Source organism: Sphingobium sp. L-44 (genome assembly GCF_056859495.1).
Map to the genome: position 1 here is coordinate 89,643 of NZ_JBSXOQ010000115.1, position 20,033 is coordinate 109,675.

At 65.3% G+C, this 20,033-nt stretch carries 20 protein-coding genes; 10 read left to right on the forward strand and 10 right to left on the reverse strand.

Annotated elements, in window-relative coordinates; all coding sequences use genetic code 11:
- Positions 1-7: 7 nt before the first annotated feature.
- Positions 8-1,603: a sensor histidine kinase gene (locus tag AC13EK_RS19530; RefSeq protein ID WP_037517344.1), complete on the reverse strand. Its 1,596-nt coding sequence runs from the start codon at positions 1,601-1,603 to the stop codon at positions 8-10.
- Complete coding sequence (locus AC13EK_RS19535) at positions 1,572-2,276, reverse strand: response regulator transcription factor (RefSeq protein WP_017501611.1); 705 nt, start codon at positions 2,274-2,276, stop codon at positions 1,572-1,574. Before AC13EK_RS19535 ends, AC13EK_RS19530 begins: the two co-directional genes overlap by 32 nt.
- 284 nt (positions 2,277-2,560) lie before the next feature.
- Between AC13EK_RS19535 and AC13EK_RS19540 the strand changes: the two genes are divergently transcribed.
- The 3 genes from AC13EK_RS19540 to AC13EK_RS19550 all read left to right on the forward strand — a co-directional run bounded on the left by AC13EK_RS19540 (position 2,561) and on the right by AC13EK_RS19550 (position 5,613).
- Positions 2,561-4,162 carry a phosphoenolpyruvate carboxykinase gene (locus AC13EK_RS19540; protein WP_069336412.1) on the forward strand — a complete coding sequence of 534 codons (1,602 nt, stop codon included), beginning with the start codon at positions 2,561-2,563 and terminating at the stop codon, positions 4,160-4,162.
- A gap of 113 nt (positions 4,163-4,275) precedes the next feature.
- A complete protein-coding gene (locus AC13EK_RS19545) occupies positions 4,276-4,593 on the forward strand; it encodes a hypothetical protein (protein ID WP_004208078.1) in 318 nt (105 codons plus the stop codon).
- 171 nt (positions 4,594-4,764) lie between these two features.
- Entirely contained in the window at positions 4,765-5,613 is an 849-nt protein-coding gene (locus AC13EK_RS19550) for a ferredoxin--NADP reductase (RefSeq protein ID WP_069336411.1), read from the forward strand.
- Positions 5,614-5,782: 169 nt separating this feature from the next.
- On the opposite strand, the gene AC13EK_RS19555 is transcribed toward AC13EK_RS19550, so the two are convergent.
- Positions 5,783-7,633, reverse strand: a complete 1,851-nt coding sequence (locus AC13EK_RS19555) for a DUF885 domain-containing protein (RefSeq protein WP_069336410.1) — start codon at positions 7,631-7,633, stop codon at positions 5,783-5,785.
- 139 nt (positions 7,634-7,772) lie between these two features.
- Positions 7,773-8,267 (reverse strand): hypothetical protein, encoded by a 495-nt coding sequence (locus AC13EK_RS19560; protein ID WP_069336409.1) that lies wholly within the window; start codon positions 8,265-8,267, stop codon positions 7,773-7,775.
- 219 nt (positions 8,268-8,486) lie between these two features.
- Between AC13EK_RS19560 and AC13EK_RS19565 the strand changes: the two genes are divergently transcribed.
- The 3 genes from AC13EK_RS19565 to AC13EK_RS19575 all read left to right on the forward strand — a co-directional run bounded on the left by AC13EK_RS19565 (position 8,487) and on the right by AC13EK_RS19575 (position 9,908).
- Complete coding sequence (locus tag AC13EK_RS19565) at positions 8,487-9,383, forward strand: SDH family Clp fold serine proteinase (protein ID WP_202968915.1); 897 nt, start codon at positions 8,487-8,489, stop codon at positions 9,381-9,383.
- 2 nt (positions 9,384-9,385) lie between these two features.
- A complete protein-coding gene (locus AC13EK_RS19570; protein ID WP_139149964.1) occupies positions 9,386-9,601 on the forward strand; it encodes a hypothetical protein in 216 nt (71 codons plus the stop codon).
- A gap of 70 nt (positions 9,602-9,671) precedes the next feature.
- Positions 9,672-9,908: a type II toxin-antitoxin system ParD family antitoxin gene (locus tag AC13EK_RS19575; RefSeq protein ID WP_069336407.1), complete on the forward strand. Its 237-nt coding sequence runs from the start codon at positions 9,672-9,674 to the stop codon at positions 9,906-9,908.
- A 184-nt stretch (positions 9,909-10,092) separates the two neighbouring features.
- On the opposite strand, the gene AC13EK_RS19580 is transcribed toward AC13EK_RS19575, so the two are convergent.
- Both AC13EK_RS19580 and AC13EK_RS19585 read right to left on the reverse strand, forming a co-directional pair.
- Positions 10,093-10,539: an NfeD family protein gene (locus AC13EK_RS19580; RefSeq protein WP_069336406.1), complete on the reverse strand. Its 447-nt coding sequence runs from the start codon at positions 10,537-10,539 to the stop codon at positions 10,093-10,095.
- Positions 10,540-10,967: 428 nt separating this feature from the next.
- Positions 10,968-11,939, reverse strand: a complete 972-nt coding sequence (locus tag AC13EK_RS19585; protein ID WP_037512791.1) for an SPFH domain-containing protein — start codon at positions 11,937-11,939, stop codon at positions 10,968-10,970.
- A 77-nt stretch (positions 11,940-12,016) separates the two neighbouring features.
- Here AC13EK_RS19585 and AC13EK_RS19590 point away from each other — a divergent pair, with 77 nt between their 5' ends.
- Together AC13EK_RS19590 and AC13EK_RS19595 are read left to right on the forward strand one after the other, a co-directional pair.
- Positions 12,017-12,832: an HpcH/HpaI aldolase/citrate lyase family protein gene (locus AC13EK_RS19590; RefSeq protein WP_069336191.1), complete on the forward strand. Its 816-nt coding sequence runs from the start codon at positions 12,017-12,019 to the stop codon at positions 12,830-12,832.
- 15 nt (positions 12,833-12,847) lie between these two features.
- Positions 12,848-13,783 carry a lactate/malate family dehydrogenase gene (locus tag AC13EK_RS19595; RefSeq protein ID WP_277788090.1) on the forward strand — a complete coding sequence of 312 codons (936 nt, stop codon included), beginning with the start codon at positions 12,848-12,850 and terminating at the stop codon, positions 13,781-13,783.
- Between the two features lie 13 nt (positions 13,784-13,796).
- Here the strand turns inward: AC13EK_RS19595 and AC13EK_RS19600 are convergent, their stop codons facing one another.
- Both AC13EK_RS19600 and AC13EK_RS19605 read right to left on the reverse strand, forming a co-directional pair.
- A complete protein-coding gene (locus tag AC13EK_RS19600; RefSeq protein WP_069336189.1) occupies positions 13,797-14,750 on the reverse strand; it encodes a quinoprotein relay system zinc metallohydrolase 1 in 954 nt (317 codons plus the stop codon).
- Entirely contained in the window at positions 14,747-15,571 is an 825-nt protein-coding gene (locus tag AC13EK_RS19605; RefSeq protein WP_069336188.1) for a quinoprotein dehydrogenase-associated SoxYZ-like carrier, read from the reverse strand. The genes AC13EK_RS19600 and AC13EK_RS19605 overlap by 4 nt, the downstream gene beginning before the upstream one ends.
- A 104-nt stretch (positions 15,572-15,675) precedes the next feature.
- Here AC13EK_RS19605 and AC13EK_RS19610 point away from each other — a divergent pair, with 104 nt between their 5' ends.
- A complete protein-coding gene (locus AC13EK_RS19610) occupies positions 15,676-16,212 on the forward strand; it encodes a rhodanese-like domain-containing protein (RefSeq protein WP_268801829.1) in 537 nt (178 codons plus the stop codon).
- Between the two features lie 88 nt (positions 16,213-16,300).
- Complete coding sequence (locus AC13EK_RS19615) at positions 16,301-16,744, forward strand: pseudoazurin (protein ID WP_037512780.1); 444 nt, start codon at positions 16,301-16,303, stop codon at positions 16,742-16,744.
- A 63-nt stretch (positions 16,745-16,807) separates the two neighbouring features.
- Here the strand turns inward: AC13EK_RS19615 and AC13EK_RS19620 are convergent, their stop codons facing one another.
- The gene (locus AC13EK_RS19620) at positions 16,808-19,312 is read right to left on the reverse strand and encodes an ABC transporter permease (RefSeq protein ID WP_069336187.1); all 2,505 of its coding nucleotides are present in this window, start codon (positions 19,310-19,312) and stop codon (positions 16,808-16,810) included.
- Positions 19,313-19,336: 24 nt separating this feature from the next.
- On the reverse strand, positions 19,337-20,029 hold the full coding sequence (locus AC13EK_RS19625) for an ABC transporter ATP-binding protein (protein WP_004208064.1): 693 nt from the start codon (positions 20,027-20,029) through the stop codon (positions 19,337-19,339).
- Positions 20,030-20,033 lie beyond the last annotated feature (4 nt).

Below are 20,033 nucleotides of genomic sequence, written 5' to 3' on the forward strand. Positions count from 1 at the left end.
ATTGCTTTCATTCGGACATTATGCCGGGGTCGCGTTCCACGGCCATGGGCAGGCGAACGATGAAGCGGGCGCCGCTCAGCCTGTCCTCGCGGTCGGCGATGCTGATCTTGCCCTGATGCCCCTCGACGATCGAGCGGGCGATGGCGAGGCCGAGACCCGAATGCTTGCCGAACGCCTCACCTTCCGGGCGGACGCTGTGGAAGCGGCGGAAGACATGCTCGCGCTCGCCCTCGGGCACGCCGGGGCCTTCATCCTCGACGCTGACCAGCACTTCATTGTCGGCGACGGTGGCGATGATCTGCACCAGCCCTTCGTCGGGCGAGAAGGAGATCGCGTTGTCGATCAGATTGTCGAGCACGCGCACGATCCGCTGCTCCTCGCCCAGGACGACCGCGACTTCCTTGCGCGGGCGGGCGAAGGCCAGGCGGATGCCGCGTGGCACGCCGCGTGCTTCGCGCGCCAGCACCATGCGTTCGATTAGCAGGCCAAGGTCGATCGGCTCGAACCGGGTGCGGGACAATTGGGCGTCGATGCGGGAGGCTTCGGCGATGTCGGTGACGAGCCGGTCGAGCCGGCGGACATCATCCTGTGCGATCGCCATCAACTGATCGCGCAGGTCTGGCCGGTCCACCCGTTCGAGCGAATCGAGCGCGGATCGGAGCGAGGCGATCGGGTTCTTGAGTTCATGGCTGACGTCGGCGGCGAAGGCGTCGGTCGCGTCGATCCGCTGGCGCAGTGCATGGCTCATGTCCGACAGGGCGCGGGCGAGCATGCCGATCTCGTCGCGCCGCTCGGGCAGGCGGGGCACGGTGACCTCCCGCGCGCGGCCGAGGCGAACGCGCACGGCGGCACGGGCCAGGCGCTGGAGCGGCTGGACGATGGTGCGGGCGAGAAACAGCGACAGCAGCACCGAGGCGAGGACGGCTGCGGCCAGCACGATGCCCAGGCGCAGCCGTTCGGCGCGGACGATGCGGGTGATGTCGCGCGCATTTTCGGTCGCGAGCAGGCCCGAACCGTCGCGCACGGCAACGGCGGCCGAGATCATGAAGGTGCGGTCGGGCGCGTAGCGGTTCATCGCCTGGGGCTGGCGCGTCTTGGCGGCCAGCACCAGTTCGGGCCAGGCGCTGGCGCGATCGACGGCGGGCTCCTCGAAATTGGGCGGGCGATCGGCGGAGACGACGCGGTCGACCGCCTTGTCGAGGAAGCGGGCGACATGGCGCTGCCATTCCTCTTCCGAGGGCAGGCGCAGCCGATAGCGCGGCGCATCCATGGCGAAGCTGTCGGCCATCAGATTGCCGGCCGCGTCATAGCGGCGCACCCGGTCGCCGGTCTGGCGCGCATAGGCGGCGATCAGCGCATTCTGCCGGTCGGCAGGCGCATTTTCCAGGCCAATGGCGAGCAGCTTCAGTTCGCGCGCCGACTGTTCCAGCCGATCGTCGACGATCCGCGTGCGATAGCTGTCCAGATAGAAGAAGCCGCCCGCCAGCAGGGCGAGCGCGAAGACATTGACCGCCAGGATGCGCGGGGTGAGGCTCAATCGCCCCGACCAGCGCACCGCGAGCGGCGCGTCCTCATTCTTCGGAGAAGCGGTATCCGGCGCCATAGAGCGTGTCGATTGCGTTGAAGTCAGGGTCTACCTCTCGGAATTTGCGACGCAGCCGCTTGATATGGCTGTCGATCGTGCGGTCGTCGACATAGACGTCGTCCTGATAGGCGGCGTCCATGAGCTGGTTGCGGTTCTTCACCACGCCGGGCCGTGCAGCAAGGGTTTCCAGGATCAGGAATTCGGTGACGGTCAGCGTCACATCCTTGCCGTCCCATTTCACCCGGTGGCGGGGCGGGTCCATCTCCAGCCGACCGCGCACGATCGGATCGGACGGCGGTTCGTCGGCGGCTTCGGGTGTGCGGCTGATCTCCGCGCGGCGCAGGATGGCGCGGATGCGCGCGATCAGCAGCCGCTGCGAGAAGGGCTTGGAGATATAATCATCCGCGCCCATGGCCAGGCCCAGCGCCTCATCCAGCTCGTCCGCCTTGGAGGTCAGGAAGATGACCGGCATCTGGCTCTTTTCGCGCAGGCGGCGCAGCAGTTCCAGACCGTCCATCTGCGGCATCTTGATGTCGAACACGCCAAGATCGGCCGGATTTTCGGTCAGCGCCTTCAGCGCAGCTTCCGGGTCGGTATAGATGCGCGTGACGAACCCTTCGGTCTGCAGCGCGATCGACACCGACGTCAGGATATTCTTGTCATCATCCACCAGCGCGATGGTTGCGGTCATGCTGCGTCCCGGAACGTCATGATAAAATGGGTGAAGGCATCCAGCGTTAGACGATGGCTGCCGGGCCTGCAAGGAAGGGGCGTTGCAATTGTTGCTGCGACCCGTGCGTCGTTTTTCGGGACGGGCTGTGGTTCGCCCCTATTTGACGGCCGTAGCGCAAAGCCCTATGCCGGTATGGCTTGAAGGGGAGGATGTCCGCGCGACAAGGATCGCGGCGCTCCCGGACGGGCCGGTCGCATAAAAAGACAAGCGACTAAGGGACTTTTTACATCAGGAGCTAAGGCGTGCAGGCCAAATCCTCAATCACCCTGGTCGACCAGGGCATCTCCACCCATGCCACCCAGTTTTGGAACCTCGGCACTGCGCCGCTGGTCGAGGCCGCGCTTGCCAATGGCGAGGGCATTTTGGCCAAGGACGGCCCGCTGGTCGTCAAGACCGGCAAGCATACCGGCCGCAGCGCCAGCGACAAGTTCATCGTCCAGGATGCCGAGACGCAGGACACCGTCTGGTGGGGCAAGACCAATGTGCCGATGACGCCGGCGCATTTCGCCGCGCTGAAGGAGGATTTCTTCAAGGCACTGGGCGAGAAGGACAAGCTCTATGTCGCCGACCTCTATGGCGGGTCGCAGCCCGAATATCGGGTCAATGTGCGCGTCATCAACGAGTTCGCCTGGCATAACCTGTTCATCCGCACCCTGCTGGTGCGGCCCGAGGCGCAGGCGCTGGCCGACTTCGCGCCCGAATATACCATCATCGACCTGCCGACCTTCGTCGCCGATCCGGCTCGCCATGGCTGCCGCAGCGAGACGGTGATCGCGGTCAACTTCACCGAGAAGCTGATCCTGATCGGCGGCACCCGCTATGCCGGCGAGATGAAGAAGTCGGTGTTCGGCATCCTCAATTATCTGCTGCCGACCAAGGGCGTGATGCCGATGCACTGTTCGGCCAATATCGGCCCGAATGGCGACACCGCCGTCTTCTTCGGCCTGAGCGGCACTGGCAAGACGACGCTGTCGGCCGATGCCAGCCGCACCCTGATCGGCGATGACGAGCATGGCTGGTCGGACCAGGCGGTCTTCAATTTCGAGGGCGGCTGCTATGCCAAGATGATCAACCTGTCGGCCGAGGCCGAGCCGGAAATCTTCGCCACCACCAAGCGGTTCGGCACGGTGCTGGAAAATGTCGTGATCGACGAGGAAAGCCGCGAGATCGACCTGGACGACAACTCGCTGGCCGAGAATAGCCGCGGTTCCTACCCGATCGACTTCATCCCGAACACGTCGGAGAAGAATCTGGGGCCGGTGCCCAAGAACATCATCTTCCTGACCGCCGACGCCTATGGCGTTCTGCCGCCGATCGCGCGGCTGACCCCGGAACAGGCGATGTATCACTTCCTGTCCGGCTATACTGCGCGCGTCGCGGGCACCGAGATAGGCGTGACCGAGCCGACCGCCACCTTCTCGACCTGCTTCGGCGCACCCTTCATGCCGCGCCACCCCAGCGTCTATGGCAATCTGCTGAAAGAGCGGATCAACAAGGGCGGCGTCACCTGCTGGCTGGTCAACACCGGCTGGGCCGGCGGCAAGGCGACCATGCCGGGGATCAAGCGCATGCCGATCAAGGTGACGCGCGCGCTGCTCAACGCCGCGCTCGATGGCAGCCTGAACAGCGCCGAATTCCGCACCGATCCCAATTTCGGGTTCGAGGTGCCGGTTGCGGTCAATGGCGTCGACAGCCAGATCCTCGATCCGCGCGCTATGTGGGCGGACAAGGAGGCTTATGACGCCACCGCGGCGACGCTGGTGAAGGCCTTTGTCGACAATTTCGCCCAGTTCGAGGAGCATGTCGACGACGGCGTGCGCAGCGCGGCGCTGACGGCTGCCTGATCGGCGTTCATAGCGGATTGCAGGAGCCGGGGCGGAAACGCTCCGGCTCTTTTGCTTTTGGCAGGGGCGCGGCGGTGCTATGCTGCCTGCCTATCATGGCAGCGGAGATTAGCATGGGCATGTTCGACAATCTGATGGGCAATCTGGGCGGGCTGGAAGCGATCGCGCAGAAGGTCGGGCTGGAGCCGGAACAGATGCAGGGCCTGCTGAACGAGATCGGCGCCAAGATCGGCAGCGGCGAGACCAGCGTGTCGGCACTGGCCGAGACGGCGGCCGAGCATGGCGTGTCGGCCGACGCGCTGCAGCAGCTGCTGGGCCAGTTTGGCGGGCCGGAGGCGATTTTGGGCCAGTTGGGCGGCTTCCTGGACCGGGACGGCGACGGCAATCCGCTCAATGAGCTCAGCGGCCTGGCCAAGGGCCTGTTCGGCTAAGAGTGGCGAGGGGTGGGCCGGCAAAGCCGGCACAAGAGCAATGGGAACGGGCCGGCAAAAGCCGGCCCTTGGCCGCCCCCAAGTTTTTTTGGCCTTGCCTTCGCGATGCGGTGGGGCCATTTGCGGACTACACCATTATTGCGAATGATCCGCAACTAGCGCCGCCCGATCATGGCGGTGCCGACGAAATGCAAGGATAAGGTCTTGACCGACGTGACGATCGAAAAGCCGGTTCTGGAACCCACCGGCGCGCTTTCCGTGGAAACCGTGCTGTCGGTGAAGCACTGGAACGAGCATCTGTTCAGCTTCCGCATCACCCGCCCGGCAAGCTTCCGCTTCCGCTCGGGCGAGTTCATCATGATCGGCCTGAAGGGCGATAACGGCAAGCCGTTGCTGCGCGCTTACTCGATCGCCAGCCCCGCTTGGGACGAGGAAATCGAGTTCCTGTCGATCAAGGTGCAGGATGGTCCGCTGACCAGCAAGCTGCAGAAGATCGAGCCGGGCGACCAGATCTATCTTGGCCGCAAGCCGACCGGCACGCTGGTGACCGACGCGCTGCTGCCGGGCAAGCGGTTGTTCATGCTGTCGACCGGCACCGGCCTGGCGCCGTTCCTGAGCCTGCCGCGTGACCCGGATGTCTATGAATTCTACGAGCAGGTCGTGGTGGTGCATTCGGTGCGCCGGGTGAGCGACCTGGCCTTCCGCGACGAGATGGAAGGCAAGTGGGCCGAAGATCCGCTGGTATCGGAGCAGGCGGCGGGCCAGTTCCATTATGTGCCGACCGTGACGCGCGAAGAATTCCCCAACAATGAGCGCATCGACAAGCTGGTCGAGAGCGGCAAGCTGTTCGAGGGGATTCCGGGCGCGGCGAAATTCGACCCCGAAACCGACCGGATCATGATGTGCGGCAGCATGGAGATGATCAAGCAGTTCGCGGCCTATTTCGAGGAGCAGGGCTTCACCGAAGGCTCCAACGCGGCGCCAGGTCAGTTCGTGATCGAGCGGGCCTTTGTAGGCTAAGGCCCGGACGCAAAAAGATAGGGAAGGGCCGGGGGAGCGATCCTCCAGCCCTTTTTTGTTGCGTCAGGTCCGTTCGTCCTGAGCGAAGTCGAAGGACGCGCCGAGCGGAGCGAGGTGCCTCACTGCGTTCGGCAGAAGGCTTCGACTTCGCTCAGCCCGAACGGTTCTTTTACGCCCCCTTCCTCTGGGCGACATAGGCGTCGACATTTTTCGCCAGGACGGTCATCGGCACGCCGCCGCCCTTGACCACGGCGTCGTTGAACAGGCGGAAGTCGAACTTGTCGCCCAGCGCCTGTTGCGCTTGCGCGCGCAGGCGGACGATTTCGCCATGGCCGACCTTGTAGCCACAGGCCTGGCCCGGCCAGGCGCAATAACGGTCGACCTCACCCTGCACATCCTCGACCGTGGAGCCGTTGGTGGTGGCGAACCAGTGGATCGCCTGGTCGCGGGTCCAGCGCTTGGCATGAAGGCCGGTGTCGACCACCAGACGGCAGCAGCGATAGGCGATCGACTGGAGATAGCCCAGCCGCCCGGCGACATCGCCGTCATAGGCGCCCAGCTCGTCGCCCAGTTGCTCGGCATAGAGCGCCCAGCCCTCCGAATAGGCGTTGAAGGCGAGCATGGAGCGGATCAGGGGGAGCTTGTAGGTATATTCGCCCTGCCAGATGTGGCCCGGAATCCCCTCATGATAGCAAAGCGTCGGCAGCGAATAGCGCGGCCAGATGCTGGTATCGCGCAGGTTGATATAATAATTGCCCGGCACGCTGCCGTCGATCGTGCCGGCGCCGGCATAGGCGCCCGGCGCCCCGGCCTCGATCTCCACCGGCACCCGTTTCACCACCAGCTTGGCCGGCACCAGGGTCGCGAAGGCGCGGGGCAGGCGGGTGCGGATATCGGCGAGGCGCCCGTCGATATAGGAGAGGATCTGCTGGCGCCCCTTGTCGTCATTGGGGAAGAGATAGCGCGGATCCTTGCCCATCGCCGTCATCCGCTCGCCCACGGTCCCCTTCGTCATGCCGAGGGATTTCAAGAGCCGGTCCATTTCCGACTGGAGGGCCTTGAGCTGTTCCTGGCCCAGCGCATGGACTTCGTCGGGCGACATGGTGGTGGTGGTGCCGGCCTGCAGCGCCCAGCCATAATAGGCATCGCCCTGCGGCAGTTTCCACACGCCCGCATCCATGGTGGCAAGGCCACGCTGGCGGGTGAGTTCGGCGGCCTGGCGGGCAAGGGCGGGGGCGATGGTGGTGCGGGTGATCTGCTGCGCCTTGGCGGCATAATCGCCCTGCATGTCGCGGGTGCGGCGCGCGATCGAGGCGACCGGCACCCACTGGTCGAGCGGCTGGCCCTGCACCGCCTTCATCTGGCCCAGCGTCTTGTCGAGCAGGAAGGCGGGGGCGACGACGCCGATGCCGGCGTCATGCTTCAACCGCTCGGTCTCGCCGTCGAGATTGGCGGCATATTGGGTCAGGCGTTCTAGATAGGCGTCGGCGTCGGCCGGGGTGGCGATGGCGTGATTGGCGTCGAGGAAGTCGGGCGTCTCGATGAAGGCGCCGGTATTCTGGGCGACGGCATAGGGCGCGTTGCGATAGGACCAGTTGCTGTTCATCATCGCCATGTCGCCGAAGGGGAAGGCGAAGCCGGCATCGGCCAGTTCATGGGCGGCGCGCACCACCTCCACATCGGTGCGGGTGGCGGGCGACAGGGCGTCGAGATCGATGGCGCGCAGCTGGGTCAGGCGATCCTTCACATGGGCGGCGATCCGGGCCTGGCCGGCCGGGCTCTTGTCGCCCAGGCGCGCTTTGAGCGGGGCGCGGGCGCCGGTATCGAGGCCAAGGCCGCTCGCGGTTTCGGGCGCATCGGCCAGCATCGCCTCGGCCATGCCGGCGAGCAGCGCTTCGGCGCGGGCGTCTGCGGTGGTCGCCTGCGCCAGGGTGCGGGCGGGGAGCGCGGACAGGGCGAGGGTGGGCAGGGCGAGGGCGGAGGAGCCGGCGACGAGGAAATCGCGGCGGGAGGTCGTCATGGCGAAAAGGGTCTCCGTAGGAATTCACGCGGCTGGCGCGATTTCCGAGTCATCCGGCGGGGCGCCGGATTGGAAATCGCTCTCTTAACTTCGCATATTTCCCGCACATTTCGACATCTTATTTCCTACCCGCGACAGATCATAATAATCGGGCGATGCTGCCCAGGTTGATCTCAGGCGCGCTGATCGTGAGTTCCGCGACCAGTTCGCGCAGGGCGATGCGCTGGCGATGGGGCATGGCGGCGCGGGCGCCGCTGCGCTCGGCACAGATGGTGCGCATCGCCGCCAGCATCACCCGATTGTCGGGCGCGCGGCGATGGCCGACCACCACGCCGCGCCGGACGATGGGGCGGACCTGCGCACAGCGGGTCAGGGCGATCGCCTGGGCACGGGCGGCGTCCAGCCCCATTTCCAGCGCCCAGTCCCAGGCGGCGGCAAAACTCTCTGCCCCCTGTTTCTGCCGCAGCTGATAGGCCGAGCGCGGCGAACAGCCGACGCTGCGCGCCGCCTGCGCCACCACGCCGCAGCGCGCCAGCATGTCGATGAAGGCCCGCTGCGCGGCCGGCGACCATCCCGACGCGCGCCGGCGCAACATCGGGACGGAGGTGAAGTGGAGAAGGGGCATGTCGGTCATGCCGGCGAGGCTATCATGGGGCGGGAGGTGTAGGACAGGGGAAGAGATTTAGGCTTTCCTACATAAAGATCCCGTTATATGTCTGCGCAATAAACATTGGGGGGTAGGCGCTTGGCTGGATACGAAGAGCGTAAGGCGATTTACGAACAGATTGAAAAGTCACGCGGAAGTCGAGTTCTTGCTTACGTTACTGGAGATCGACCGGGAGCGGAGACCCAGGTGTCCCCGGAGATCGTAGATCTTTTTGTGGATCATTTGGACGCAATTTGGCCGGCAGGACGCATTTCCCTGATATTATACACTAACGGTGGTGACACCGCCGCTGCGTGGCGTCTTATAAATCTTATCCGAACGTTTTGTGATGAGTTGGAAGTGATCGTTCCAGCGAAGGCTTTGAGTGCAGGTACTCTGATCTGTCTCGGTGCCAATAATATCGTGATGACGAAGCAGGCGACCCTTGGTCCTATCGATCCCAGTTTAAATAGCCCTCTTGGTCCATTGGTGCCTGGCGGCAACCCAAATCATAGAGCCCCCGTTAGCGTTGAGGCGATTCAGGGGTATTTGGACGTTGCGATCAATGAGTTAAAAATAACAGACGATTCTGCTCTGGCTGGCATTTGGACTAATTTATCCGAGAAAATTCATCCTTTGGTTTTGGGGCAAATATTCCGGACACGGCAGCAGATTAGGACACTTGCTCGGAGATTGCTTGAATTCCAAAAGACTGATTCCGATGTCATCGATCGGATCGTATCTTTTCTCTGTAGCGAGTCAGGCAGCCACGATCACACCATCAATCGGCGCGAAGCGCGAGGGTTGGGGCTGGCGGTCGAAAATCCCAGCCAGGAGCTTTACGAGATATTAAAGGCTTTGCAGCAGGATTATGTGGAGTTTTTATCGCTGCGGACCCCTTTCAACCCTGATACATTGCTTGCAGGTCAGCAGCAGGCGAACTATGCGGCGCCCCGTGCATTGATCGAAAGCAGTGCATTCGGCAGTCACCAGTTTTTATCGGAAGGCATCGTGTCGCGGATTGAAGTTCCCAATTCGATGGGAGTACCTCAAGTGGGTATCCAGGACATGAGGAGCTTCGAGGGATGGCGTAAGGAGGCATGACCATGGCGCACCAGACGAGCAGCTTTAATGCTACCGACGTTAGTTATATCCGTCATTGCACCGCTGCTGCTGAGAATCCTTTTTATCAGACGGCTGCGGCTCCGGATGCGCTTGCATCCCTAATGCGCGGCCACGTGATCGTTCGCGCTACCGATACGCCGATCTCTTTTCCATTCGCCGTTGAGGAAGTGACAGGATATTATCGTCGCGCTGGCTGAATGACACCGGATCGAGCTGTAATATTTTTTGGTATAGTCTCACCTCGCTCTGCAACAGGAATGTGCGGCGATGGCGCGCAACACATCGGTGACGATCGGCGACCATTTTACCCGCTTCATCAGCGATCAGGTGCAGACCGGTCGCTATGGATCGGCGAGCGATGTCGTGCGGGCGGGGCTGCGCTTGCTGGAAGAGCGTGAGGCGCAGGTGCCGGCGTTGCAGGCGGCGCTGATCGCCGGGGAGGAGTCGGGCGCAGCGACGCCGCTCGATTTCGAGGCTTTCAAGGCGGCCAAGCGCGGCGAATAGGTCGGCTGGCGGTAGGGCGATCCAGAAAATTCCGTTCGTTTCGAGAAACCTTGGCTCAGCGCTACCCGCTTCTCGACTTCGCTCGAAGTGAACGGGGTGGGGGAGGTGTCCTGCTACAGAATTGGACGCGTGCCGAATGGATCCCGGATCAAGTCCGGGATGACGGTGGTTTGTTGGGGTGGGGTCAGGTTCCCTCCACCCACAGCACCGCGCCTTCTGCGCCCGTCACGCGCACCCTTGTGCCCGCTTCGCTGTCCGGGCCGCGGGCGGTCCAGACGCTGTCGCCGACCTTGACCCGGCCTTCGCCGCCGCGGATCGGCTCTACGACGGTCACCAGTTCGCCGATCAGGCGGGCGGTGCGGTCGTTGAGATTGGGATCGGTCGAGGGCACCGGATTGTCCACATACCAGCGCCGCCCGGCCCAGACCGAGACGACGCAGAGCGCGGCGAAGATCAGCAGTTGGAGCGGAATGCCGATCGGCAGCGCCAGCGCGGCGAGGCCGGTGATAGCGGCGGCGATCGCGATCCAGATCAGGAAGACGCCGGGGATCAGCACCTCCGCAATGGCCAGCAGCGCGGCGAAGACCAGCCAGGCCCAATGATCCTGGAGCAGGGTGAGCCAGTCGTTCATGGGGTGGTCCTGTGGTTGGTGGGGTGGAGTGTTTTTGCGTCGTTTCGGTGGCGGCGGGGCGCTATCGCTCTGGCGTCGCGGATAGCGGAAAGTGCGGGAGATGGGTTCCCGCTTTCGCGGGAATGACGGGGGTGGGTGGGGCCAGCTTTCGTCCGTTCGGGCTGAGCTTGTCGAAGCCCTCGCCTGAGCGGAGCGAAGGCCTCACTTCGTTCGGCTGAGCCCTTCGACAGGCTCAGGGCGAACGGTGTTTGGGGCGAGCGTTGCGCTGCTGGCTTCTCGACTTGGCTCGAAGCGAACGGATGTGGTGGGCGCTTCGGGATGGTGGGGATGTTTTGGGCGCGCGGGATGGCGATGGGGTGTGTGGCGGGCCAGCCGGCTTTGCCTGACAGGGCGGACCGGTTGCGCAGCGGCGCCATCGCCATCCCCCCTCAGCCCTGGCTCTGGCCGAACGGGCCCCGGCGTGGCGCGGCGGGTGGCGCTGGTGGGGTGGGGGTGTCGCCTAGCGCTTCCTTGGCGAGCTGGCCGATGCCGCCGAGCGTGCCGATGAGTTGGGTCGCCTCGACCGGGAAGAGGATGGTCTTGGCATTGGGCGAGGTGGCGAATTGTTGCACCGCGTCGGTATATTTCTGGGCGATGAAGTAATTGAGCGCCTGCGGATTGCCGGCCGCGATCGCGTCCGACACCATCTGCGTCGCCTTGGCTTCGGCTTCCGCCTCGCGCTCGCGTGCCTCGGCATCGCGGAAGGCGGCTTCGCGGCGGCCTTCGGCTTCCAGGATCTGCGACTGTTTCTGGCCCTCGGCGCGCAGGATCTCGCTGCTTTTCAGGCCCTCAGCCTCCAGGATGTTGGCGCGCTTCTCGCGCTCCGCCTTCATCTGGCGCCCCATGGCGTTGACGATGTCGGCGGGCGGGCGGATGTCCTTGAGCTCCACGCGGGTGATCTTGATGCCCCAGGCGTTGGTGGCATGATCGACCACGGAGAGGAGGCGGGCGTTGATCTCGTCGCGCTTCGAGAGGGTTTCGTCGAGGTCCATCGAGCCCATCACGGTGCGCAAATTGGTGGTGGCGAGCTGCATGATGGCGACATAGAGTTCGGACACTTCATAGGCGGCCTTGGCGGCGTCGAGCACCTGGAAGAAGACCACGCCGTCGACCGACACCATGGCATTGTCCTTGGTGATGATTTCCTGCCCCGGAATGTCGACGACCTGCTCCATCATGTTGATCTTGCGACCGACGGCGTAGAAGAAGGCGGGGTAGAAATTGAGGCCGGGCTTCGCCACCTCGGTAAAGCGGCCGAAACGCTCGATGGTATATTGATAGCCCTGCCGCACCACCTTGACGCTGACCGCCAGGTAGAAGAGCACCAGAAACGTGACCGTGAGTGCGAAGGTCGTCACCATATGTCCTCCCCAGAGAAGGGGATCACTATGGCGGCTATTCGTTAACGGGAAAAGGCAAAGTGATGGAGAGACATAAGATGCAGTTGCGCCACGCCCGATCCCTGCTGTTCCTGCCCGCGTCCAATCCGCGCGCGGTGGCCAAGGCGCGCACCCTGGCATGCGACATGGTGATCCTGGACCTGGAGGATGCGGTGCCCGACGCGGACAAGGCGGCGGCGCTGGACGCGGCGGTCGAGGCCGTGGGCGAGGGCTTTGGCGGGCGGCTGATGGCGGTGCGGATCAATGTCGAGGGGATGCCCTCGCATGGGCCAGAGATGGTGGCGCTGAAGCGCACCGCGGTCGACTATGTGGTGCTGCCCAAGGTCGAGAATGCCAAGCAGGTGAAGGATGTCTATTCCGTCGCGCAGAAGCCGGTGATCGCGATGATCGAGAGCGCGAAGGGCGTGCTGGCGGCGCCGGGAATCGCGGCGGGCGAGGGCTGCGCGGCGCTGTTCGTGGGCACCAATGATTTGCGCAAGGATCTGGCCATTCCGCCCTCGGCCGGGCGGGCGGGGCTGGTCCATGTGCTGCAGAGCGTGGTGCTGGCGGCGCGGGCGGCGGGCATCGCGGTGTTCGACGGCGTGTTCAACCGGCTGGATGATGAGGCGGGGCTGGAGGCGGAATGCGCCGAGGGGCATGGCTTCGGCTTTGACGGCAAGACGCTGATACATCCGGGGCAGGTGCCGGTGGCGAACCAGGCGTTCGGCCCGGACGCGCAGGCGGTGGCGGATGCGCGCCGGCTGATCGAGGCGGCGACCGGCGGGGCCGAGCGCTTCGAGGGGCGAATGATCGAGGCGATGCATGTCGACGAGGCGCGGGCGCTGGTGGCGCGGGCGGAGGCGGTCGGGCAATAGCGAAAGGCAAGGCGCATGGCGGTGCGGTTCGACAAGGTTGCGATCATCGGGACCGGCCATGTCGGCGCCACCGCCGCCTATGCGATGATGCTGCGCGGGCTGTTCACGCAGATCCTGCTGATCGATGCGGACGGGCCGCGCGCGCAGGCCGAGGCGCTGGACATTGCCGACGCCAATGCGCTGGCGCGGCCGGCCCATGTCCTGCGCGGCGACTATCGGGATGCGGGCGACGCGGCGATCGTCGTCATCACGGCCGGCGCGACCACCCATGGCGAGGAAAGCCGGCTGTCGGTTGCCGGACGCAGCGCCGCGATCGTGGCGGACTGTGCGCGGCGGGTGGTGGAAGCGGGCTTTGCCGGGGTGATGATCGTCGCGTCCAACCCGGTCGACGCGATGGCGCAGGTGGCGCAGCGCGCGTCGGGCCTGCCGGTGGGGCAGGTGATCGGCACGGGGACGTTGCTCGACAGTGCGCGCTTTCGCCGGCGGCTGGCCGATCGGCTGGGGGTGGCGCCGGTGTCGGTCGAGGGGCAGGTGCTGGGCGAGCATGGCGACAGCGAGGTGGCGGTCTTTTCGGGCGTGCGGATCGGCGGGGTGACGCTGGACCAGTTTCGCGGCGGCGCGGTGCTGGACCGGGCCGAACTGGCGCATGAGACGATGCGGGCGGGCTATGCGATCAACTATGGCAAGGGCCATACAAGCTATGGCGTGGCGACGGCGATCGTGCGGCTGTGCGAGGCGGTGCGGCGCGACGAGCAGGTGGTGCTGCCGGTGTCGACGCTGGCCCATGGCGAATGCGGCGTGGCGGGCGTCTATCTGAGCCTGCCCTGCGTGATCGGGGCGCTGGGGGTGAGCCGCGTGCTGGCGCCGGACCTGGATGCGGAGGAACGGGCGGCGCTGCGGGTGTCGGCAGCGGTGTTGCAGGGCATCATGGACGGGCTGGAATCCCATTGAAAATCCCCGGCGATCATCCCTCCGGCAGATCCACCCTAGGCAGAAGTTCCGCCTCCAGCGCGGGATAGAGGTGGGCGACGCTGCGTTGCAGTTCGTAGCGGGCGGCGGCCATGGTGGCGAAGCGGTCGGGGATGGGGAGAGTGCCGGCCTCCACCATGTCGAGGCCGGACCGCACGGCGGCGCGCAGCGTCATGTCGAGCCAGTCGAGCCAGTCGCGGGTCTGCGCGATGGCGCGGGTGCCGGCGGGATCGAACGGGCCATGGCCGGGGATCGCCGCCTTGTGCGGCAGCTTTGCGAGCGCATCCAGGCTTTCGCGCCAGCGGGCGAGGTTCGCGGTCGGGGTGCTGGGCGCGCGGTCGAGGAAGAGCAGGTCGCCCGCGATCAGCGTGCCGGTGCGTTCGTCCAACAAGGCGAGATCGGCATTGCTGTGGCCGGCGAGCGGCAGCAGTTGCAGGCGGCGGCCGCCGAAATCCTCCGCCGGCTGGTCGATCCGCCGCCCCGGCAGGGCGAGGTCGGTGCCGCGCATCCAGTCGCTCAGCAGGCGATAGAGCGCATCGGAAAAACCGCGCCCGTCCCGTTCCATGTCGGCGATCGTGCCGGGCAGGGCGGCGACGGTGGCGGGATTGAAGGCGGCGATGCCCATGCCATGGTCGGGATGGAGATGCGTGACATAGACCCGCACGACCGGCTGGCCGGTCAATGTCTCCGCCACTTTCCTGAGCATGTGGCCATAGCGGATCGACGGGCCGGCATCGACCAGCAGCGTGCCGGCCGGGGTGGCGATGATCGCGATATTGGCGATCGCGCCGCCATTGGCGAAGAGCATCGGTTCGTCGGCGCCATGGATCATCCAGAGGCCATCGGCGACCGGCTGCGGATCGATGCGATAATCGTCGGTTGCGGCCCCGGTCAGCAGGGGGAGGGCGCCGGTCATGCCGGCCAGCGCCTGTCGGCGGCTGAGCATCATCGGCCGGTCGCGCCGGTGGCAGCGGGGAGGGGCGACTGGCGGGCGACCGTCACCTTGGCGAGATAGGCGCGGCCATTGGTGTCGCGCGCGGCGATGGAGAGCGTGTCGCCGGGATGGGCGCGGGGCATCAGGGTGATGGCGGGGTCTTCCGCCACGGCGGCCCATATCTCCATCTCGCCGAGCAGCCCGCCGTCGGCGCCGGTCACGCGCATCTGTTCGATATGATAGGTCGGGATATTGGCGACGAAGCCGGTGTCCATGGGATGGCGGAAGGTGACGCGCAGCCGGCTGGCGCCATCGGCCATCGGCCAGGCTTCGCCTCGCATTTCGCCCAGATGCTGGGCCCAGTCGCCCTTCACCCGGCTAACCGGTGGGGCCGAACAGCCGCCGCCCGCCGCATCGACCCAGCCGCCGCTGACCAGCCATTGGCCGTCCGCCAGTTGCACCGCGCCGCGCACCGGGGTGCGCTGGTCGAGCTTGATGCGGGTGGCGACATAAGGTTCGGCGCCGTCGGGCCGATAGTCGATGGCGATCGGGATGGGATTGAGGTCGGCGAGGATCAGCATGCGCCTGACTGGACCGAGGCTGCGCGCGTCGAGCGCGACCGGGAAGCTGCGCTGGTTTTCCGCGATTTCGGGATAGCTGACCTTCACGCGCGGATCGAAGCGGACCGGATCGTCGCCGAAGATGGTCTGCGCATGGGCGGTCCACATGGGCGAGCGCAGCGGATCGGCGGGATAGGGCGCGCGGGCAGGCGCGATGCTGCCGATCGCCAGCAGGCAGGACATGGCCATGGCTGTCAGGGTCTTGCGCCTGTTCATCCTCTTCTCCCAAAGTCCATGCCTAGCGCCGGACGAAAGACGCTACCATTGCACCTTGGGTCATGATGTCTGGAGAGAGTGGCATGCGGGCGAGGATGAGGCTGATGGCGGCGCTGCTGCTGGTGCCGGGCCCAGTGCAGGCGCAGATGCAGGCGCAGGAGGCGGAGTTGTTCGATGCGGCGGGCTATCGCATCGCTTATTATCGCGGACCCGTGCATCGCCCGCCCGAGGGGGTGGGCAGGATCGCGCCGGCCGCGATCGCCGGGCTGCGGCCGGATATCGACATGATCCTGATCGATGTGCTGCCGGCCGAGGGTGGCCATCGCGCGGCGGACGGACGCTGGCAACTGGCGCAGCCGCATGAGAGCATCCCCGGCGCCCACTGGTTTCCCGAAAGCGGGCGGGGTGCGCCGACGCCGGATATTACCGACTGGTTCGCGCGCGGGGTTGCGCGGCTGACCGGCGGGAAGCGCGACCGGATGATCGTCACCTTTTGCCGCGCGGATTGCTGGATGGGCTGGAATGCGGCGCGACGGCTGCGGGTGATGGGCTATCGCAATATCTGGTGGCTGGCCGAGGGGACCGACGGCTGGCGAGATCTGGGCCGCGAGCTGAAGCCCGTACAACCCGCGCGCCGATAGGACCAAAGGTCAATTGTCTGGCCCCCGTTTTTGGGCATGTTGCACGCTAACGGGGTAGTTCAAACCATTGATTTTCGGGAGAGAGTAAATGCTTCATCGTTCGGTGCTGGCGATCATCGGCGGCCTGGCCATGGCCAGTGCGATGCCGGCCGCGGCCAAGGACATCACCGTCCATATGAAGAACAAGGGCGCCGATGGCGCGATGGTGTTCGAACCGTCCTTCGTGAAGGCGGCGCCGGGCGACGTGATCCATTTCCAGCCGACCGATCCCAGCCATAATGCCGAGACCATCTCTACCATGCTGCCGGCCGGCGCGACGCCGATGAAGGGGGCGATGAACAAGGAGGCGGTGCTGACTGTCAGCAAGCCGGGCCTCTATGGCATCAAGTGCATGCCCCATTATTCGATGGGCATGGTGGCGCTGGTGCAGGTGGGCAAGCCGACGGCGGCCGATGTGACGGCGGCCAAGGCGGTCAAGCTGCCGCCCTTCGCCGCCAAGCGGATGAATGCGGCGCTCGCTCAGGTGAAATAAGCGCGGGCCAGTCCCGCAAACAGGCAGGCCGGTCATCCACCAGGATGGCCGGACTGTTTTCTGTCATTCGTAGCGCAGCGCGTGGATCGGGTTGGTGCGCGCAACGCGGAAGCTGTGTGCGCCGATCGTGAGGATCGCGATCAGCAGCGCCAGCCCGCCTGCCAGCAGGAAGGGCAGGGGCGTCAGCGCGATGCGGGAGTCGAAGCTGTTGAGCCAGTCGCGCATCACCCACCAGGCGACCGGCCAGGCGATGAGGTTGGCGATCAGCACCGGGCGGGTGAACTGCCAGACCAGCAGCTGCACGATCTTGCCCGTGCTGGCGCCCAGCACCTTGCGGATGCCGATCTCCTTGGTCCGGCGCTGCGCGGTGAAGGCGGACAGGCCGAACAGGCCGAGGCAGCCGACGATCACCGCCAGCAGGGCGAAGGCGGCGAAGGCCTGGGCCCGTGCTTCCTCGGCATGATAGACTTCGCGCACGATGTCGTCGCTGAAGCGGGCGGTGAAGGGCACTTCGGGAGCGAGCCGCTTCCACACGCTTTCGATCCGCGCCAGCACCGTCGCCGGATTGCCATGATAGCGGATCAGCATTTCGTTATGATTGTCGCGATCGAAGAGGAAGAAGATCGGGTCCATCGGATCGCGGATCGAGCGGAAGCGCGAATCCTGGACGACGCCGATGATGGTGATGGGCACGCTGCCGCCAAATTCGTCGCGCACCAGGCCGCCGCGCACCTGCTTGCCGATCGCGTCCTGCGGTGAGGCAAAGCCCAAGCGCTTGACCGCCAGTTCGTTGACCACGGTATTGGCGCCGCGCGCGGCAAAGGCCCGCTCGGCCTCCGGAACCTCCGGGAAGGGACGGGTGATGTCGTCGATCGGCCGGTTGATGTCGAAGCTCCGCCCGGCGAGCAGCTTGATGCCCATCGTGTCGAAGAATTTGGTGTCGACCTGATAGATGCCCATGCTGATCGGCTCTTCACGGCCGGGCACGAGGATACCGCTATTGGTGTTGTTGGTGGTGCTGATGCCGATATTGGTGCGGCCGACCGAGGTCACGCCATCGACCTTCTCGATTTCCCGCACCATCGTGTCGAGCACCGGATCCAGCTGGCGGCGGCTGATGCCCGAAATCTGGATCAGCCCCTCGCGCTTGTAGCCGGGATCGGAATTGCGGGCGTAGAGGGTCTGGGCATAGACCACCGCGGTGCAGATGATGAGGCCGATCGACACCGCGAACTGGGCGACCACCAGCGCGCTGCGCAGCTGGCCCGATCCTTCCGCATCGGCCGCCGACTTGTTGGCCTTGAGCACGCGGGCGGGCTGGAAGCGGGACAAATAGAAGGCGGGATAGGCGCCGCCGGCCACGCCGACCAGCAGCACCAGGCCGATGATCGGCAGGATGAGGCCGCCGCTGCCGAAATAATGGAGGCTGAGGTCCGCGTCGAGGAAGCGGCTGACCAGTGGCAGCAGCAATTCGGTCAGCGCCAGCGCGACCAGCATCGCCACCGCCGAGACCAGGATGGATTCGCCGATGAATTGCAGCACCAGCTGGCGGCGATTGGCGCCCAGCACCTTGCGCAGGGCAACTTCCCGCGCGCGCTGGCTGGCGCGGGCGGTGGCGAGATTGACGAAATTGACGCAGGCCATGCCCAGGATCAGCAGGGCGACGATGGCGAAGGTGATGATCGAGCCGCGATCATTGCCCGGCGTCATCGAGCCGTTCTGGGCGCGGCCGAGATGGACGTCGCGGACATTGACCAGGGCGAAGTTCATGTCGTCGCCCTGGTTGAAGCGGCGGCCGCCGAAAAACTGGTCGGGGATGTTGCGCTTTTCCCATTGCGGCAGCTGGGCATTGATCGCCTTGACGTCGGCGCCGGGCTTCAGCCGGACATAGATCCAGCCCGATTGCCAGCCATATTGGCTGAGGAAATCGGGTGTCTGCGCCCAGTAGCTGGGCGGATCATAGCGGGCGAGCATGGTGAGCTTGAGGTGCGAGGCCTTGGGCAGATCCTTGAGCACGCCATTGACGCGATAGTCGGTCGAGATGCCGCGCGAGATGAGCGTCAGCGTCTGGCCCATCGGGTCTTCGCTGCCGAAGCGGCGCTTCGCCTCGCTGTCGGTCAGCACCATGTCGCCGGGCTTGGCCAACGCGGTACGCGGATCGCCCTTCACCAGCGGCAGGTCGAGCACGTCGAACACCGGGCCGTCGACGAATTTCATGTCGTCCACTTCGGTCGCGACGCCATTGCGCAGAACGACTGGCCCGGCCGAAAGCAGATGAACGGCCGCCGCGATCTGCGGGAAATCCTTCCGCAGCGCCGCCTGCGCGACATAGGGCGCCATCTGCAGGTTGTTTTCGCGGCCGCCATGCGGGTCGGTATAATAGGTCTGGAACTGGAAGGTCCGATCCGCCTGCGGCATCCAGGCGTCGAAGGTCAGTTCATTGCGGACGAACAGCAGGATGATGAGGCAGGCCGCCATGCCGGTCGCCAGCCCCAATATGTTGATCGCCGCATAGGTGCGGCTCTTGAGCAGCGACCGCAGGCCGACCGTCAGATAATTGCGCCACATGGGAAGTCTCTCCGTCTTGGGCTATCAGGCGGCGCGGCGCCGTTCCTGCAGGATGCGGCCGTCCAGCATGTGGACGACGCGGCTGGCATAATCGGCATGGGCGGGCGAATGGGTGACCATGACGATGGTCGATCCTTCGGCGTTGAGAGTCTGGAGCATCTTCATCACCTCCTCGCCATGGCTGGTGTCGAGATTGCCGGTCGGTTCGTCGGCCAGGATCAGGCGCGGTTCGGACACCAGCGCGCGGGCGACGGCGACGCGCTGCTGCTGGCCGCCCGACAGCTGGCTGGGGCGGTGGCGGGCGCGATGGGCGATGCCGACCCGGTCCATCACCGCCTCGACCTTCGCCTTGCGCTCGGCCGCGGGCATGGCGTGATAGAGCAGGGCGAGCTCGATATTCTCGGCCACGCTCAACTCGTCGATCAGGTTGAAGCTCTGGAAGATGAAGCCCAGATGCGTCTTGCGGATGCCCGCCAGCCTGGGTTCGGGCAGGCCGGCAATCTCGGTATCGCCAAAGCGGTAGGAGCCGCTCGACGGGCTGTCGAGCATGCCGATCATGTTCAGCAGGGTCGACTTGCCGCAGCCCGACGGGCCCATGATCGCGACAAATTCGCCCTGGAAGATGTCGAGGTCGATCGCATCGAGCGCGGTGGTTTCGACCATGTCGGTGCGATAGACGCGGCTGAGTTCACGCAGGCTGAGCAACGCTTGGGTCATGTCT